This window comes from Trichococcus paludicola, assembly GCF_003052295.1.
GTDB lineage: Bacteria > Bacillota > Bacilli > Lactobacillales > Aerococcaceae > Trichococcus > Trichococcus paludicola.
The window spans coordinates 258,595-275,693 of sequence record NZ_QBLC01000002.1 but is presented as its reverse complement, the minus strand read 5'-3'; the positions used below and the strand labels follow the sequence as shown (position 1 = coordinate 275,693).

At 45.2% G+C, this 17,099-nt stretch carries 14 protein-coding genes; 8 read left to right on the top strand and 6 right to left on the bottom strand.

Annotated elements, in window-relative coordinates:
* Window positions 1–359: 359 nt before the first annotated feature.
* Window positions 360–2,036, top strand: coding sequence for a peptide ABC transporter substrate-binding protein (locus tag C7R56_RS04095; protein ID WP_107995309.1), 1,677 nt, complete (start codon window positions 360–362; stop codon window positions 2,034–2,036).
* Window positions 2,037–2,090: 54 nt separating this feature from the next.
* Here C7R56_RS04095 and C7R56_RS04090 read toward each other — a convergent pair whose 3' ends face one another.
* A complete protein-coding gene (locus tag C7R56_RS04090; protein ID WP_107995308.1) occupies window positions 2,091–2,453 on the bottom strand; it encodes a DUF3899 domain-containing protein in 363 nt (120 codons plus the stop codon).
* 169 nt (window positions 2,454–2,622) lie between these two features.
* Between C7R56_RS04090 and opp3b the strand changes: the two genes are divergently transcribed.
* The 5 genes from opp3b to C7R56_RS04065 all read left to right on the top strand — a co-directional run bounded on the left by opp3b (window position 2,623) and on the right by C7R56_RS04065 (window position 8,528).
* Window positions 2,623–3,567: an oligopeptide ABC transporter permease gene (gene opp3b / locus C7R56_RS04085; RefSeq protein ID WP_107995307.1), complete on the top strand. Its 945-nt coding sequence runs from the start codon at window positions 2,623–2,625 to the stop codon at window positions 3,565–3,567.
* Between the two features lie 2 nt (window positions 3,568–3,569).
* A complete protein-coding gene (opp3C, locus tag C7R56_RS04080; RefSeq protein WP_234402574.1) occupies window positions 3,570–4,616 on the top strand; it encodes an oligopeptide ABC transporter permease in 1,047 nt (348 codons plus the stop codon).
* An 11-nt stretch (window positions 4,617–4,627) separates the two neighbouring features.
* The gene (locus tag C7R56_RS04075) at window positions 4,628–5,773 is read left to right on the top strand and encodes an ABC transporter ATP-binding protein (protein ID WP_107995306.1); all 1,146 of its coding nucleotides are present in this window, start codon (window positions 4,628–4,630) and stop codon (window positions 5,771–5,773) included.
* Window positions 5,773–6,717 (top strand): ABC transporter ATP-binding protein, encoded by a 945-nt coding sequence (locus C7R56_RS04070; RefSeq protein ID WP_107995305.1) that lies wholly within the window; start codon window positions 5,773–5,775, stop codon window positions 6,715–6,717. Before C7R56_RS04075 ends, C7R56_RS04070 begins: the two co-directional genes overlap by 1 nt.
* A 161-nt stretch (window positions 6,718–6,878) precedes the next feature.
* On the top strand, window positions 6,879–8,528 hold the full coding sequence (locus C7R56_RS04065; protein ID WP_107995304.1) for a peptide ABC transporter substrate-binding protein: 1,650 nt from the start codon (window positions 6,879–6,881) through the stop codon (window positions 8,526–8,528).
* A 173-nt stretch (window positions 8,529–8,701) separates the two neighbouring features.
* Here the strand turns inward: C7R56_RS04065 and ilvA are convergent, their stop codons facing one another.
* The 5 genes from ilvA to C7R56_RS04040 all read right to left on the bottom strand — a co-directional run bounded on the left by ilvA (window position 8,702) and on the right by C7R56_RS04040 (window position 14,325).
* Window positions 8,702–9,964 carry a threonine ammonia-lyase IlvA gene (gene ilvA, locus C7R56_RS04060; protein ID WP_107995303.1) on the bottom strand — a complete coding sequence of 421 codons (1,263 nt, stop codon included), beginning with the start codon at window positions 9,962–9,964 and terminating at the stop codon, window positions 8,702–8,704.
* A gap of 83 nt (window positions 9,965–10,047) precedes the next feature.
* Complete coding sequence (ilvC, locus tag C7R56_RS04055; protein ID WP_107995302.1) at window positions 10,048–11,043, bottom strand: ketol-acid reductoisomerase; 996 nt, start codon at window positions 11,041–11,043, stop codon at window positions 10,048–10,050.
* Between the two features lie 87 nt (window positions 11,044–11,130).
* A complete protein-coding gene (ilvN, locus tag C7R56_RS04050) occupies window positions 11,131–11,391 on the bottom strand; it encodes an acetolactate synthase small subunit (protein ID WP_107995301.1) in 261 nt (86 codons plus the stop codon).
* Between the two features lie 4 nt (window positions 11,392–11,395).
* A complete protein-coding gene (gene ilvB, locus C7R56_RS04045) occupies window positions 11,396–13,084 on the bottom strand; it encodes a biosynthetic-type acetolactate synthase large subunit (protein ID WP_234402573.1) in 1,689 nt (562 codons plus the stop codon).
* 371 nt (window positions 13,085–13,455) lie between these two features.
* Window positions 13,456–14,325: a patatin-like phospholipase family protein gene (locus C7R56_RS04040; protein WP_107995300.1), complete on the bottom strand. Its 870-nt coding sequence runs from the start codon at window positions 14,323–14,325 to the stop codon at window positions 13,456–13,458.
* Between the two features lie 174 nt (window positions 14,326–14,499).
* On the opposite strand from C7R56_RS04040, the gene C7R56_RS04035 reads away from it, so the two are divergent.
* Window positions 14,500–15,273, top strand: a complete 774-nt coding sequence (locus tag C7R56_RS04035; protein WP_107995299.1) for an ABC transporter ATP-binding protein — start codon at window positions 14,500–14,502, stop codon at window positions 15,271–15,273.
* Window positions 15,274–15,516: 243 nt separating this feature from the next.
* Window positions 15,517–17,058, top strand: a complete 1,542-nt coding sequence (locus C7R56_RS04030; RefSeq protein WP_107995298.1) for a flavocytochrome c — start codon at window positions 15,517–15,519, stop codon at window positions 17,056–17,058.
* Window positions 17,059–17,099: the final 41 nt, after the last annotated feature.

Sequence of the window (17,099 nt, the reverse complement as noted above, 5' to 3'; positions counted from 1 at the left end):
CAGGATTGTGTACGTATTTTTTTTGAAAACGATTAAATATCTCTTTATCATGCAAATATACCAACATTCATATATTAAATCAATGTTTCTTAATAAACAAATGTTCATACCTTGTTTTTGCCGTTTTGACAACATTTGGTTTCGCTTACAAATATTTTTAAATGTTCTAACATGACGTGTTAGATTCTCAATATATATCTAATATCCGTAAATATACTCAAGATAAGTGTAAATATGAATATGTTAATCTAAATTTAATCAATTTATTAAATTACCAAACTTGATTTTAATATCAGTCAGAACTATAATTAACCTTACTATAGAAATTATAGAAACAGTGGGAATGGGGGAAAAGAAATATGGGCAACAAGAAACTTTCATCTTTAGTGTTATTATCTTTAAGCTCCGCACTTGTATTAGCTGCATGTGGCGGAGAGGGAAGCACGGCCGATTCATCAGAGTCTGCAGGTGCAAAAGACAGCGATCAGGTGTTAAATCTGATTGAAAGCGCTGAAATCCCTACAATGGATTCTGTGCAAGCTACGGATACAGTTGCGTTTACTGCTTTAAGCAACGTAAATGAAGGTCTGTATCGCCAAGGTTTGGATGGAACGGTTGAATTAGGTATCGCAGCAGAAGATCCTACAGTCAGCGAAGACGGTTTGGTATACACTTTTACTATACGTGATGAAGCGAACTGGTCAAACGGTGAGCCTGTTACGGCAGAAGATTTTGTTTATTCATGGCGTAAATTGGTGGACCCTGCATCGGCTGCATCTTATTCATACATGATGGCAGGTGTTGTTGCCAACGCAACTGAAATTATCGATGGCGCAGTTGAGCCTGAAAAATTAGGCGTTAAAGCAGTCGATGAAAAAACGTTGGAAATCACGTTAGCTTCTCCAGTGCCATACTTCAAAGATCTTTTGACATTGGCTATGTTCTTCCCTCAAAATCAAGCTTTTGTTGAAGAACAAGGCGACCAATACGCCTTAAGCAGTGATGCTTTATTGTACAATGGACCATTTGTATTAGCTAACTGGGATGCAGCAAGCTTGTCATGGACGTATGAACCAAATGCTGAGTACTGGGATAAAGACGCTGTAAAATTGGATGCAATCAACGTAGAAGTCATCAAAGAAACTTCCACTGCTTTGAATCTGTATGATACAGACGCGATCGACCGTATGATTTTGACTGGAGAATACGTAACACAAAGAACCGGTGATGCTGAATTGCACACAATGCCGACTTCTTCAGTATTCTACTTGAAATTCAACCAACAAAGAGAAAATACACCGTTACTGAATGCTAATATCCGTAAAGCTTTAGCTATGGCTTTCGACAAAGAAGCATACGCTGATGTTGTCTTGCAAAATGGTTCTATTCCTGCAAATGGATTGGTTCCTGAAAAACTTGCTTTGGACCCATCAACAGGCGAAGATTACCGTGAACAAAATGGCGATCTTTTGACTTTCAACGCTGAAGAAGCTAAAACATACTTTGAAAAAGGTTTGGCTGAATTGGGTGTTGAGTCAATCACTTTGGAATTGTTGAGCGATGACACAGAAAATGCGAAACGTTCTTCTGAATTCCTGCAAAGCCAATTACAGACAAACCTGCCTGGCTTGACTGTAACATTGCGTAATGTACCTTTCAAAGTCCGTCTAGAAGCTGATACTGCCGGCGAATACGATATCGCTTTATCCGGATGGGGAGCAGACTACGCTGACCCAATCAACTTCCTGGAATTGTTCCAGACAGAAAACGGCAACAACAAATCAGGTTACTCGAACGCTGAATACGATGCTTTGATCGATGAAGCACGTACAAACGTGACTGACCTTGATGCAAGATGGGCTAGCCTGCTTGCTGCTGAAAAGATCTTGATGGAAGATGCGGGAATCGCACCTCTATATCAACGTTCTTATGCAGTTCTGCAAAAACCGTATGTCACAGATTTGGGCGAGCACTTAGTCGGTGCTGACTACTCATATAAATGGGCCTCAAATTCTGGAGCACAGAACGTGGATTAATTAAGGCAATAAAAAATCCATCTGGCATACATTCATGCCAGATGGATGTTTTATTTATAAAATATAATCCCAGAGACAGATCATGCTGATCCCCAACAATAACAGACCGATAGTCAAGATATTTTGATAACTTTTCCCGACGGAAGATGATAAAGCATGCGGATTCAATGGTTCTTTGAAGCCATCCTCCTTTGGATCTCTTCTGAGCGTTTTTCTGACGCTGTAGTGGAAGAAATCGAAACTTCCGGAAGCCAACACGAGGCCGGATAAACCGATAGTCAACAAAATACCCGCTATCATGAACAGGATGTTGGATGTTTCGGTCCAACTTAAGGATCCATATTTAATCAGTTGATATACCAGTGCACATATAAAAATGAATAATGAAACAAGTATGTTTTTTTTTGTGAAGTTCACTTATTTTGGCTCCTTTTTGTTTTCTCAATTTTAAATGTACAAAAAAAAGAAAGAAAACTCAATTAAAATATGATTTGATTTTGTGTTCATTTTCTTTTTTGTATATTTAAATATGATATACTATCAGGTGCTATTTACAAAATAACTAAATAATGGAGGATGACAAACGATGAAAAGTTATGCAAAGTACATCGGCAAGCGTATTTTATACATGGCAATTACTTTGTTTTTGATTGCATCGATAACTTTTTTTCTGATGAAAGCTTTGCCGGGTACACCATACAGTAACCAAGACAAGTTATCTGAGGAACAAATTTTTATCATGAATGAGAAGTATGGGCTGAATAAACCGATTATGGTCCAATACGCAGTCTACATTTTTGGACTACTACGTGGAGACATGGGTGTTTCATTCCAATTCAACAATACACCGGTTACGGATTTGTTGAGCAGCAGAATTGGACCCTCCATGCAATTAGGGCTTCAAGCAGTTATCATAGGAACGATCCTCGGTATTGTGCTGGGGGTAATCGCAGCAATGAGACAGGGTACTTGGGTGGATACAGTTGCCACTTTGACAGCCATTGTCGGCCGCTCGATCCCTAACTTTGTTTTTGCTGTTATTCTTCAATTGGTATTCGGCGTATGGCTGAAAATCTTGCCGATCGCACTATGGAATGAAGGCTTCCGTTCTTCGATTCTGCCTACGATCGCGTTGAGCATTTCACCTCTAGCCGATTCGGCCCGGTTCATGCGAACCGAAATGGTCGATGTCTTGGGCAGCGACTATGTCGAACTCGCGAGAGCAAAAGGCCTGAGCCGTTGGGAAGTCGCGTTCAAACACGGTATCCGTAATGCGCTGATTCCTTTAGTAACTATCATAGGCCCGATGACAGTCGGTTTGATGACAGGTTCGATGGTTGTTGAAAATATTTTTGCCATCCCTGGAATCGGGGAACAGTTCGTAAAATCCATCCTGACAAATGATTATCCGACAATCATGGGCGTTACGATGATGTATTCGACCATGTTGGTGATCGTCATTTTGTTGGTTGACATCCTTTATGGTATCATCGACCCTCGTATCAGAGTCGCTACAGAAGGAGGGGAATAAGAATGAGTGAAAATGAATTACGCAGTACAACAACTATGCCGACAGTCACGAAAGATCTTTTCGAAACGGCATCCGAGTCCAGTATGCAGGACAAAGAGAAAATCTCAGCGCCTTCCCTGAGCTTTATGGCAGATTCTTGGCGTCGTCTGAAAAAAAATAAAGTTGCCATGGTCAGTTTGATCATCTTGATCATCATCAGCATGTCCAGTTTGTTGGCTCCTGTCATCGCACCGCATGACCCGAATGCGCAAACGGTTCAGTACGCTAATATGCCCCCGAAGATTCCCGGTATCGACATCAATGGATTGAACGGAACCGTGAAGCAGAATGGCGTCGTCATCGATAAGTACGAGGCGTCCAACGTTCCTGAGGATGTTTACTATTATCTTGGTACAGACAGCTTGGGTCGCGATTTGTTGTCGCGTATCCTGTACGGGACTCGCGTATCTTTATTCATTGCTTTTATGGCAGCCTTTTTCAATCTTACCCTCGGTGTTGTCTATGGTCTGACATCCGGCTGGTTAGGTGGAAAAGTCGACAATATCATGCAGCGAATTCTTGAAATCCTTTCGGGTGTGCCTAACTTGGTAGTCGTTATTTTGATGTTGCTTGTTTTGAAGCCCGGCATTAGTTCCATCATTATTGCTTTGGCTTTGACTGAATGGCTTTCGATGGCGCGTGTCGTCCGCGCACAAACCTTGAAATTAAAAAATCAAGAATACATCCTGGCTGCCCGCACGTTGGGTCAATCACCGATGAAAATTGCATTCGGACACATTTTGCCTAACTTGGCAGGTGTCATCATCATTCAAGTTATGTTCTCTATTCCATCGGCTATCTTCTTCGAAGCGTTCTTGAGCTTTATCGGTATCGGTATTCCAGCTCCCAACGCATCGCTGGGTACATTGATCAACGATGGTTACAAGACATTCCGTTTCTTGCCGCATCTGATGTGGTATCCAGCCGGAATCATGAGCGTCATCATGATTTGCTTCAACTTGTTGGCTGATGGACTCCGTGACGCGTTCGATCCAAAAATGAGAGATTAGGAGGTAACCAGATGGAAAATATATTGGAAGTAAAAGACCTACAAATTACTTTTGATACCTATGCAGGTAAAGTAAAAGCTATCCGTGGCGTCAGTTTTGACCTGAAGCCAGGTGAAACATTAGCCATCGTTGGTGAATCCGGCTCTGGTAAATCAGTGACTAGCCGCAGCATCATGCGTCTATTGGCAAACAACGCCAACATTGAACACGGTCAAATCTTGTTCAAAGGCGAAGATTTAGTGCACAAAACCGAAAAACAAATGCAGAAGATCCGTGGTTCGGAAATCGCAATGATTTTCCAAGATCCGATGACTTCTTTGAATCCGACTCAAAAAATCGGCAAGCAGATCGCTGAACCAATCATCAAACATCAAAACATCAGCAAGGAAGAAGCCTATAAAAAAGCTGAAGAATTACTGCAGCTAGTAGGTATCCCAAGCCCTGCCAAAAGAATGAAGCAGTACCCACACCAATTCTCAGGCGGTCAACGCCAACGGATCGTCATTGCGATCGCATTGGGTTGCAACCCGGATATTCTGATTGCGGATGAACCGACTACAGCGCTTGACGTTACGATCCAAGCGCAAATCCTGGAGTTGATGAAGGATCTGCAGCAGAAAATCAAGACATCAATCATTTTCATCACCCACGATTTGGGTGTAGTGGCGAACGTCGCTGACCGTGTAGCCGTTATGTATGCCGGCAAAATCGTCGAAGTAGGGACTGTCGATGAAATTTTCTACAACCCGCAACACCCTTACACTTGGGGGCTGTTGAGCTCGATGCCTACATTGGACACTGCAGGATCGCTGTATGCAATCCCTGGAACACCTCCGGACTTGTTGGATCCTCCGACTGGAGATGCATTTGCGCCACGGAGTGAATATGCAATGAAGATCGACACCATGTACGATCCGCCATTCTTTCAGGTATCTGATACCCATTCGGCCGCTACCTGGTTGTTGCATCCTGACGCACCGTCTGTGAATCCTCCCCTAGGCATCATGAACCGACGTGCGACTTTCTCCGAAATGAAACTCGCACCATCCGATGAATTGAAAGTAATGGACACATCAGACAAGGAACAGGCTGTATTGCCTCACGGAAATGGCCCTGCCATCGATCCGAAAATCACTGAGAAAGGAGGACTGCTGTAATGTATGACTCAACAGGACAGAAAAAGATTCTGGAAGTAAAAAACTTGAAGCAATATTTCAACGTCGGCACAAAGAATGAAGTACGCGCAGTTGATGATGTTTCCTTTGATATCTACGAAGGCGAAACACTTGGCTTGGTAGGCGAATCCGGTTGTGGAAAAACGACAACCGGTCGTGCAATCATCCGATTGTACAACCCGACTTCCGGTGAAATCTTTTTCGATGGCACCGAAATCCATACGCTGCATGACAGAAAAGAGCAACTGGCTTTCCGTAAAGATATGCAGATGATTTTCCAGGATCCTTATGCATCTTTGAATCCCCGCATGAAAGTGCGCGATATTGTTGCGGAAGGTTTGAAGATCCATGGGCTTGCGACTACTGAGAAGGAAGTCGATGACCAGGTTGCGGAATTGTTGGATTTGGTCGGATTGAATAAAGATCATTCTTCCCGTTATCCGCATGAGTTCTCTGGCGGTCAAAGACAGCGTATCGGAATCGCAAGAGCCTTAGCGGTAAATCCAAAACTCATCATTGCCGATGAGCCCATTTCCGCGTTGGACGTATCCATTCAGGCGCAAGTGGTCAACTTGCTGATGGAATTGCAGAAAAAACAAAAACTGACTTTCTTGTTCATCGCGCATGATCTGTCGATGGTCAAGTACATCAGCAACCGTATCGGCGTTATGTACTTCGGCAAATTGGTCGAATTAGCGCCCGCAGACGACGTTTACAACAAACCTTTACATCCTTATACGGAAAGCCTGTTATCGGCCATACCGCTGCCGGATCCGGTCTATGAGCGCACCCGCACCCGCTTCACCTATGTCCCTCGGGAAGAGAATGGTGAGCCGGAAGCAATGAGGGAAATCGTTCCAGGGCACTTTGTATATTGCCGCGAGTCCGATGTTCCCGTTTTGAAAGAGAAATACGAAAATTATTGATACAAAAAGCCCGGAACTTGTTCTGGGCTTTTTTTGCCATAGAAAATTAATTAAATGAAGAAATGATGAAATTATTGTGATGATATTCCCCATTATTTATAGAATATCCGGATTATTTATAGTATAATATTAGAATACGAATAGAAAAAGGGGAGAGATACATGAGGAGATTGAAAAGTTCTTTCATTTTAGCTACAACAGCAGTCATCTTGGCGGCTTGCGGAGGAGACGGCGCAACGGACGACAGCACAGCAAACACAGCAGGTGAAGGCTCCAGTGGACAAGTAGTCAATTATACAGCGCCGACCGAATTGGCAACGTTGGATACAACACTGATGACGGACATCAACAGTTCAAATTATATCAGCCATGCGATTGAAGGCTTATTGAAAATCAATGCAGACGGAGAGCCTGTACCTGCAATCGCTGCGGAAGCCGGCACTGTTTCGGAAGATGGCCTGACTTATACTTATAAACTCCGCGATGATGCTGTCTGGTCAAACGGAGAGCCTGTTACAGCGAACGATTTCGTATTCGCTTGGCAAAGATTGGTGGACCCGGAAGCCGGCGCATCATACGCTTACTTGGCTGAGACCGTCAAAAATGCCAATGAGATCATGGCCGGAGAAATGGATCCTGAAGAGTTGGGCGTAAAAGCGGTTAGCGACACTGAAATCACAATCGAATTGACGCAGCCGACGCCATACTTCGAATCATTATTGGCGTTCAGCGCATTTTTCCCGCAAAACGAGGAATTTGTGACTGAAAAAGGCGATAAGTACGGAACAAGCAGCGAAAATGTTTTGGCTAACGGACCTTTCACTATCGAGAACTGGGACGGCACTGGCCTGACTTGGGATCTGGTGAAAAATGAAGATTACTATGCGGCTGACGAAGTGCAGTTGGAAGAAGTCAACGTTCAAGTAATCAAAGAAACGAGCACTGTTGTGAATCTTTTCCAACAAGGATCAGTAGACAACGCACAAGTGACTGGCGAATTGGTTAAACAATTGGCGACTGATCCTAACGTAGTCGTTCAGAAAAAAGCCCGCACGGCGTACATCGAATTTAACCACGACAATGTCTACCTGCAAAATGCGAAGCTGAGAGCTGCCATCGGACTTGTCATCAATCGTGATGAATTGGTCGATAGCGTCATCGGAGATGGTTCGACAGCAATCGGCGGCTTCCTGCCGGCTGATTTTGTCAGCAACCCTGCGACCGGCGAAGACTTTGCCGCTGAAGCCGGCTCTTATCTGGACTATGATCTGGAACAAGCAAAAACGCTTCTGGCTGAAGCGAAAGCTGAATTAGGCGTAGATGAAATCACGTTCTCCTTGGTCGGGGATGATGATGAAAAGAACAAAAAAATAAGCCAATACATCCAAGGCCAAATCCAAAACAACTTGGAAGGCATCACTGTAGAATTGCGCAATGTACCGAAGAAAAACCGTTTGGAATTGGCGAATCAAGATGAATTCGACTTGTTGCAGACCGGTTGGGGTGCGGATTTCGCCGACGCAATCAACTACATGGACTTGCTGTACAGCACATCCGCTTACAACGAGGGGCAATATGCGAATGCAGAATTTGATGCTTTGATCGATTCTTCAAAAACCACAAACGCAAACAACCCTGAAGCGCGTTGGGCTGACCTAATGGCTGCACACAAGCTGATTATGGAAGATGCAGCGATCATCCCACTGTACCAAGAAGCAGAAACACAACTCAGAAACCCTAACCTGAAGGGCATCATTTTCAATTCAGTGGGTAATGAATTTGACCTGAGCAGAGCGTATCTCGAAGAATAAGAATGTTCAGCACACACAAAAGGGCCGACTCCGTTGAGAGTCGGTCCTTTTGTGTGTTGTGCGGCCGCTGGTAACATCGCGCCGAACCAAATCAACAAAACAAAAAAACTGACGCAACCCACTCAAGTGGCTCACGTCAGTCTCTTTAGTTACTTCACAAGAATTGGTACGGATCAGATCAGGAATGAATACAGTTTGGAATTTTCGTTCACCGAAATGTAATGCGGATCGAATTTTTCGAGCCTGCTGAGCAGGCCTTCGATATCGTCCTTATTTTTCAACAAGATTCCGATCAGTACAGGTCCTTCGCTGCGGTGAACCTTTTTCGTATATTCGAACTTGGTGATGTCATCGTTACTGCCCAATATGTCATTCACGAATTCCTTCAACGCGCCGGCCCTTTGCGGGAAGTTCACGATGAAATAGTGCTTCAGACCTTTATAGAGTAGGGAGCGTTCATCAATTTCAGCCATGCGGTTGATATCATTGTTCCCGCCGCTGACGATACAGACAACCGTTTTGCCTTTGATTTCTTCTTTGTATTGTTCCAAGGCAGAAACGGAGAGTGCGCCGGATGGTTCCGCTACGATAGCTTGTTTAGTGTATAAATCGATGATGGTTCCGCAAACTTGTCCTTCAGGCACTAACAAAATGTCATCTACATTTTGTTGGCAGTGTCTAAAAGTCAAGTCACCGACAGTCGCTACGGCTGTCCCATCACAGAATTTATCAATATCAGTCAAAGTCGTCACTTTATTCGCATCAAGCGAAGCTTTCATGCCAGGGGCGCCCATGGACTCAACGCCGATGATCTTTGTTTCGGGCATGGCTTCCTTCATGTAGCTGCTGACGCCTGAAATCAAGCCGCCGCCGCCGATTGCCGCGAATACCATGTCAGCCGTTTCGCCTTCAGCAACGAGATCCTGGTGGATTTCCACTGCTAAAGTGCCTTGCCCGGCGATCACATTGCGATCATTGAAAGGTTCAATGAAAGTCAGATTGTGTTCATCCGCGTAGGCATGGGCGGCTTCATTCGATTCGTCGAAGGTATCGCCGATCAGTTTGATCTCAACATACTCTTTCCCGAAATAACGGACTTGGTCTATTTTTTGGGAAGGGGTTGTCGACGGCATGAAAATGGTAGCGTTGATGCCCAAATGATTGCATGTGTAAGCTACCCCTTGCGCATGGTTGCCGGCTGAGGCGCAGATTACTCCGGTCTCCGTTTCGGCTTCGCTCAGCTGCGAAATGGCATAATAAGCGCCTCTCAATTTGAAGGAACGGACGATCTGAAGGTCCTCCCGTTTCAAAAAGATGTTGGCATGATACTTCTGCGATAGATACGCATCATGCTGCAAAGGTGTCTGCTTGACCACGTTGCGCAGTACTTTATATGCTTTAAGCACGTCTTCTTTGTTCACTAACTCATCCGTCATTCTATCTGCTCCTAATCTATTGAATACAATGATGAAGAGAGAAGGCTTAAAAATAAGGATGCTCTCAACCTACACCTGATTCATTATTGTTGTTCATTCACGAAAGGCATCATTTTACGCAATTCAGCACCGACTGCTTCGATCTGGTGGCCTTGTTGCTCAGCGCGCATTGCGTGGAAGTCAGGGAAGCCAGCTTTGTAATCGTCAGTGAAGCGTTTAGCGAATGCGCCTGTCTGGATGTCAGTCAAGACGTCCTTCATGCGGTCTTTCACGTCTGAAGTGATGACGCGTGGTCCTGAAACGTAGTCGCCGTATTCAGCTGTGTTTGAGATAGAGTGGCGCATTTTTTCCATGCCGCCTTCGTACATCAAGTCAACGATCAATTTCAATTCGTGCAATACTTCGAAGTAGGCGATTTCTGGTTGGTAACCAGCTTCAACCAATGTTTCGAAACCAGCTTGAACCAAGTGAGTCGTTCCGCCGCATAGTACAGCTTGCTCACCGAACAAGTCAGTTTCAGTTTCTTCTTTGAAAGTTGTTTCCAAAACGCCTACGCGTGTAGCGCCGACTCCTTGTGCCCAAGCAAGAGCGATATCTTTTGCGTTGCCTGTTGCATCTTGGAAGACTGCGAACAAAGCAGGCACTGCCGATCCTTTAGCGAATTGACGGCGAACCATGTGGCCTGGGCCTTTTGGAGCAACCATGAATACATCGATATCAGAAGCAGGTGTAATCGTACCGAAATGGATGTTGAATCCGTGACCGAATGCGATGGCATTTCCAGCTTCCAAGTTAGGAGCGATTTCAGCTGCATAAACTTCAGCTTGCTGCTCATCAGGGATAAGGATCATTACTACGTCAGCTTGTTTTGTTGCTTCAGCAACAGAGAATACTTCGAATCCGTCTTCTTTTGCTTTGTCTGCAGATTTACCTGCACGGATTCCGATGATGACATCATTACCGTTGTCGCGTAGGTTTTGTGAATGTGCATGTCCTTGAGAACCATATCCGATAACGGCGATTTTTTTGCCCTCTAGTGCTTTTACTGTTACGTCTTGATCGTAGTATACTTTAGTCATATTGAAATGACCTCCTTATTTTTTTTATATTCTCAATGCTTTTTAAGCAATTTGATTCGGTCAGTAGGGTGGTGCGGTTGGTTGGGTTTATGCTCTTAAGCCTAAACGTTTTTCGGTGATGTCGGTTGCGCTGATGACGTCTACTTGTTTTTCCAACTGTTTCGTCAATAATTCAGCTGCTTCCAAGGTATCGAAGTTGAGGCCGACTGTGATCAAGGATACGTCGTAATCTTCCGTACCTGTCAGAGTCAAGGTATCGATATTGTATTGCGGCTTCAGGATAACTTGCGTGATGCGGTTCAAAACGCCGGGTTTATTCACGACTTTGGCTTGGATTAATCTTAGCATCGTCCTACACACCTTCCATTTCGTTATTTGGCCTGCCTGAAGCAACCATAGGGTATACCAATTCATCTTTGGAAATCAGGATATCCAAAACATAAGGACCAGGATAATTCAAGGCTGTCTGGATCGCTTCATCCACTTTATCGGGATCGGATACTCTCGCAGCTGTGATGCCGTAAGCATCAGCAAGTTTAACAAAATCAGGAGAATCCGGAAGCTCGGAATGAGAGTAACGGCCTTTGTAAAATTTGTTCTGCCATTGATGAACCATGCCCAGTACTTCATTATTCAGAATGAAGTACTTCACATTCAGCCTGTTGGCATTCAGGATCGCCAATTCTTGGTTAGTCATCTGGAAGCCGCCGTCGCCGACGAAGCAGACAACCGTTTTGTCAGGATAAGCCATTTGAGCGCCGATCGCTGCCGGAATGCCGAAGCCCATCGTTCCCAAGCCGCCGCTTGTCAGCAATTGCTTGCCGTACTTGAACGGGTAATATTGAGCCGCCCACATCTGATGTTGGCCTACATCGGTTACGACAATGGCTTCACCGTCCGTCAATTCGCCGACATACTCGACTACATGTTGCGGTTTGATGAACGTATCGGATTTTTCATAACGGAAAGGGTGTTGCTTTTTGTTGTCCATCACGTGGCTGAACCAAACAGAGTGGTCGGGCACTTCAGCCAATTTTGTGTCGTTCAGCATGATCAGAGCCAATCTGGCATCAGACAATACCGGGATATGCGTGTGCATGATTTTACCGATTTCAGCATTATCAAGGTCAACATGGACAATGACAGCATCGGGTGCAAAATTAGTTGGGTCGCTTGCTACACGGTCATCGAAGCGAGCGCCGAAGTTCAAGAGCAAGTCGCATTCCATCAAAGCCATATTCGAAGCGTAAGAGCCGTGCATACCGCCCATGCCCAACGCAAGTTCATGTTTGATAGGGAAGCTTCCCAGACCCAATAGCGTGTTTACAACGGGAATTTGGTAGTATTCAGCGAAAGCCAGCAATTCTTTCTCAGCTTTTGCATGGATCACGCCATGACCGGCCAAAATGATCGGTTTCTTGCTTGCTGCAATCGCTTCGTTCACTTTTGCGATCTGTTCCGGAACAGGCAGACATTCCGGTTTGTATCCCGGCAGATTTTTTTCGGGTTGATTGTAATCTTCGTAGGCGACTTCCTGGACACCGATGTTTTTCGGGATATCGATGACGATCGGTCCTTTTCTGCCCGTATTCGCAAGGTAGAAAGCTTCATGGATGATCCGCGGAATATCCTTGGCATCACGGATTTGATAGTTGTATTTCGTCACAGGTGTCGTCATGCCGATCATGTCCGTTTCCTGGAAAGCATCTTTGCCGATGCCTGCTTCATGCACTTGGCCGGTGATCACAATCAATGGAACGGAATCCATTTGAGCAGTCGCGATACCGGTCAAAGCATTTGTTGCGCCGGGCCCGCTTGTAACGATGCAGACGCCAGGTTTGCCGGTAGCGCGGGCATAGCCGTCAGCCGCGTGGACAGCGCCTTGTTCATGCCTTGTCAATACGTGATTCGATTCGGACTTGTAGAATTCATCGTAGATGTGAAGAACAGAGCCGCCTGGATAGCCGAACAGAACTTCAACACCTTCATTTTTCAACGCTTCAACAAGAAGGGTTACGCCTTTTTTTGTTTTAGTCTTCATTTCAGATTCCATTTTAATCTCCCCGTTTCTCGTTTTTCCTTTGTCCGTTTGCAATATGGATAAAAAAAAGCATCCTCATCAATCAATGATGGGATGCTTCATCCCATTTGATTACCACAAATAGGACTTAAACAATCTGCAAAAAATTTCTACAGTGTTTAACTCCTAGATCATTAAGACGATAATAATGTTTAGTGGATTCATCGTTTTCATATGGGATACCTGATTTCTATATGGATTTGTTATTGCTTAAGTGATTGATATAATCATATAAGATTTACATGAGAGTGTCAACGGTAATTTTCATATTATTTTCACTTATTTCTAATAATTGCCCAAAATGAATACGCTGGGTGATTCTTTTGTGCGGATCATCGTCTTGCCAAAAAGTCCCGCAAATCAGGGAGCTGCCTTTCCGAGGCGCGTTCGGCATACTGATAATAGGCATCCAGACGCTGCACATTACGTTCCATCCTGCCGATTGCAAGCTGGTCTGGCGCGATCACAAACGCCTTGCCTTCCTTTTCCAGTTGCTCAATCAACGCCATCGATCGGTTGTAGGCGATGTGCCGCTGTTCAATGGCTGCAATAATTTCGGGATAAGCCCGCAGATGGCGCCGGATTATGGCGCTGAAGCGCTGCTTTTCCTTGATGTAGCCACGCGGACGCGTCAGCAGGATCACGTGCTTTTGGTTGCCGTCTGCTATCGCTTTTTCGATCGGAAGCGAGTCGACGATGCCGCCGTCCAGATAGAATTTGCCGTTGATTTGGGTAGGGGGCATCAGCAAAGGCACCGTGGAGGAGGCCCTGATTTTGAGGCCCAACTCTGCACTGGTTGGGATGTCATCCTTATCGAAATAAACAGGCTTAGCGGTTTCCATGTCCGTCACGACGATCTTCATTGAAGCTGGATTTTGCTTGAATGAATCGAATTGAAAGGGAATATCGGTCGTGATTGCATCTTCATAAATATATTTGGTGTTGAAATATCCCTGCCCGTTGAGCAGATATTTCATTCCCGAAAAAGCCGGATTGGCGGCGATATCAACAAATGATGCTTTCGTGCGGACCAGGTCACGGCTGACATAATTGATGCCGTTGGCCGATCCGGAAGAGACACCGATGACATAATCCAAGTAGATTTCTTGACGCAGCAAAGTGCTGATGACCCCTGCGCAAAAGACGCCCCGCATGGCCCCTCCTTCTATGATCAAGGATACTTTTTCTTTATTCTGTTCCATACATTTTCCACCTCATTCTATAGTATAGATGACATTGCGGTGTGATGCGATGCTTTTCTCATTTTTTGTTGTGTAAGGTGTGTGGTGGCGAAAGCCTTTTCCGGATGGGGCAAATGTGGTATATTCGCACTAAAGGATGCCCAATAACCACAATACTATAGATGGGGTGATGTAATGATCAGATTCGACCACGTGAACGTCATTCGCGAAAACCGGAAAATTTTGAACGACATCAATTGGCAAGCAACCAAAGGCGAACACTGGGCCATACTCGGATTGAACGGTTCCGGCAAGACAACCTTGCTGCAACTGTTGAACGGCTATCTGTGGCCTAGCAGCGGCAAACTGATCGTGTTGGGCGAGACTTTCGGGCAAACGGCCATACCGGAATTGCGCAAACGGATAGGCTGGGTCAGTTCGGCGCTCCAACAACAGCTGAATCCCAACGACATCGCCGAACACATCGTCCTCAGCGGAAAGTTCGCTTCAATCGGCGTCTGGACCATCCCAACTGAAGCTGAAAAACAACAGGCGCTGGATCTCTTGATAAAATGCGGCGGAAAAGAACTGATCGGTTTTCGTTACGGCATCCTATCTCAAGGCCAACAACAGATCATTTTAATCGCCCGTGCTTTGATGGCCGAACCGGAAATCTTGATATTGGACGAGCCCTGCAATGGCCTTGATCTGTTCGCAAAAGAGAAACTTTTGAATGATATCCAGCGGATAGCTGATGAACCTGAAGGGCCGACGATGATTTATGTCAGCCACCACACCGAGGAAATCCTGCCGTGCTTCAAAAAACTGATGCTGCTGAAGGACGGTTCCATCCATAAGACAGGCAAAACAAGCGACTTGCTGAAAGAGGAAATCCTGAATGATTTCTATGAAAAACCGGTGCAAATAGTCCGCATGTCCAAAAACAGGCTGGCGGTCTTTCCTAAATGAAGAATTAGAGTGAAGAGAAGACAGCAGCGAAACCAATATGCAGATATTTGGTTTCGTTGCTGTTTTTTTCTGAATCTCCATGCCAAAAAAAAGATTGTGCGAAAAATATAAATGTTTCCCGTGAATCATCTCGAATGTAAATAAGAATATTGTTAGAAAGCCTTGTTTATCAAATTATCCCTGTACAAATCATGATAAAAAAAATACAATGTAAAAGTAAGTAAAAGAAGTGGGGGAGTAAGAATGAAAAAGAGAATAGGCTTAATATCTGCTTTAAGTATGTTTATGTTGTTATCCGGTTGTGGAGCGAACACGGACAACGCAGCAGACTCAAGTGTTGCTGTTGAAAGTGAGGAATCGATTGCTGCAAGTTCTGAATCAGTGGAGGCTGTGACAGGCGCATCAGAGGTTACCTATACTGATCCTGAAGAACTGAAGAAAAGCTATGATGTCATCATTATCGGTTCCGGCGGCGCTGGTTTGACAGCGGCTATTTCAGCGAAGGATGCCGGCCTAAATCCGGTCATCTTCGAAAAAATGCCAGTCCACGGCGGAAATACAATGAAGTCTTCCGCAGGCATGAACGCATCCGCAACGAAATTCCAAGCGGAACAAGGCATCGCAGACTCAAATGAATTATTCTATGAAGAAACATTGGCTGGCGGGAAGAGCACAAACAATCCCGAATTATTGCACTATCTTGTCGACAATTCCGCATCCGCCATCGATTGGTTGGACACAATGGGCATCACTTTGAATAACATCACCGTTACAGGCGGAATGAGCGTGAACCGTACGCATCGTCCATCCGATGGTTCAGCAGTCGGTCAATACTTGGTTAAAGGTTTATACGCGAATGTCATGGAACGCGAGATTCCATTGTTCGTGAATTCGGATGTAAAGGAAGTCATCGTGACCGACGATAAAGCAAGCGGCGTCAAAGTCGACTTCAACAACGAAGGTGAAATCACGGTTTCCTCTGATGCAGTCATCATCGCAACCGGCGGATTCGGAGCTGACTTGGAGATGGTCACAGAACTTGCACCTCAACTTGAAGGCTATGTCACCACCAACCAACCAGGATCGACAGGAGACGGCATCAAAATGGCGCAAGCTATCGGAGCCGCAGTCGTCGACATGGATCAAATCCAGATCCACCCGACCGTGCATCAGGAATCTTCTTACCTGATCACTGAAGCGATCCGCGGCGAAGGCGCTATCCTTGTGAATCAACAAGGCGAACGTTTCATCAATGAAATGGAAACCCGCGACACAGTTTCAGCAGCAATCAATGCTTTAGAAGAAGGCTATGCTTACCTTATTTTTGATGCAGGCGTGAAGGACCGTGTGAAAGCAGTCAACACGTACATCGAAAAAGGCTTTGTCCAATCGGATGAAACAATCGAGGCTTTGGCAGGTCAACTGGGAATCGACGGCGCAACATTAGCGCAAACATTGACTACATGGAACGAAACAGTCGCTTCTCAAGTGGATGGCGTGTTCAACCGTCAAACAGCCCTGAATAACCCGTTAGCCACGGCACCTTACTACGCAATCCAGATTGCGCCTGGTATCCACCACACAATGGGCGGATTGAAAATCAATGCCAACGCACAAGTCATCAGTACGGAAGACACTGTCATTGAAGGTCTTTACGCTGCCGGCGAAGTTACCGGAGGCGTACACGGCAGCAACCGTATCGGCGGCAATGCTGTAGCGGACATCATCGTATTCGGACGCCAAGCAGGGAATCAATCAGCTAGTTACGTCCAATCTAAGGAATAAATGAATCACCGATAACAAACAAGAACGGCAACCCAATCGCT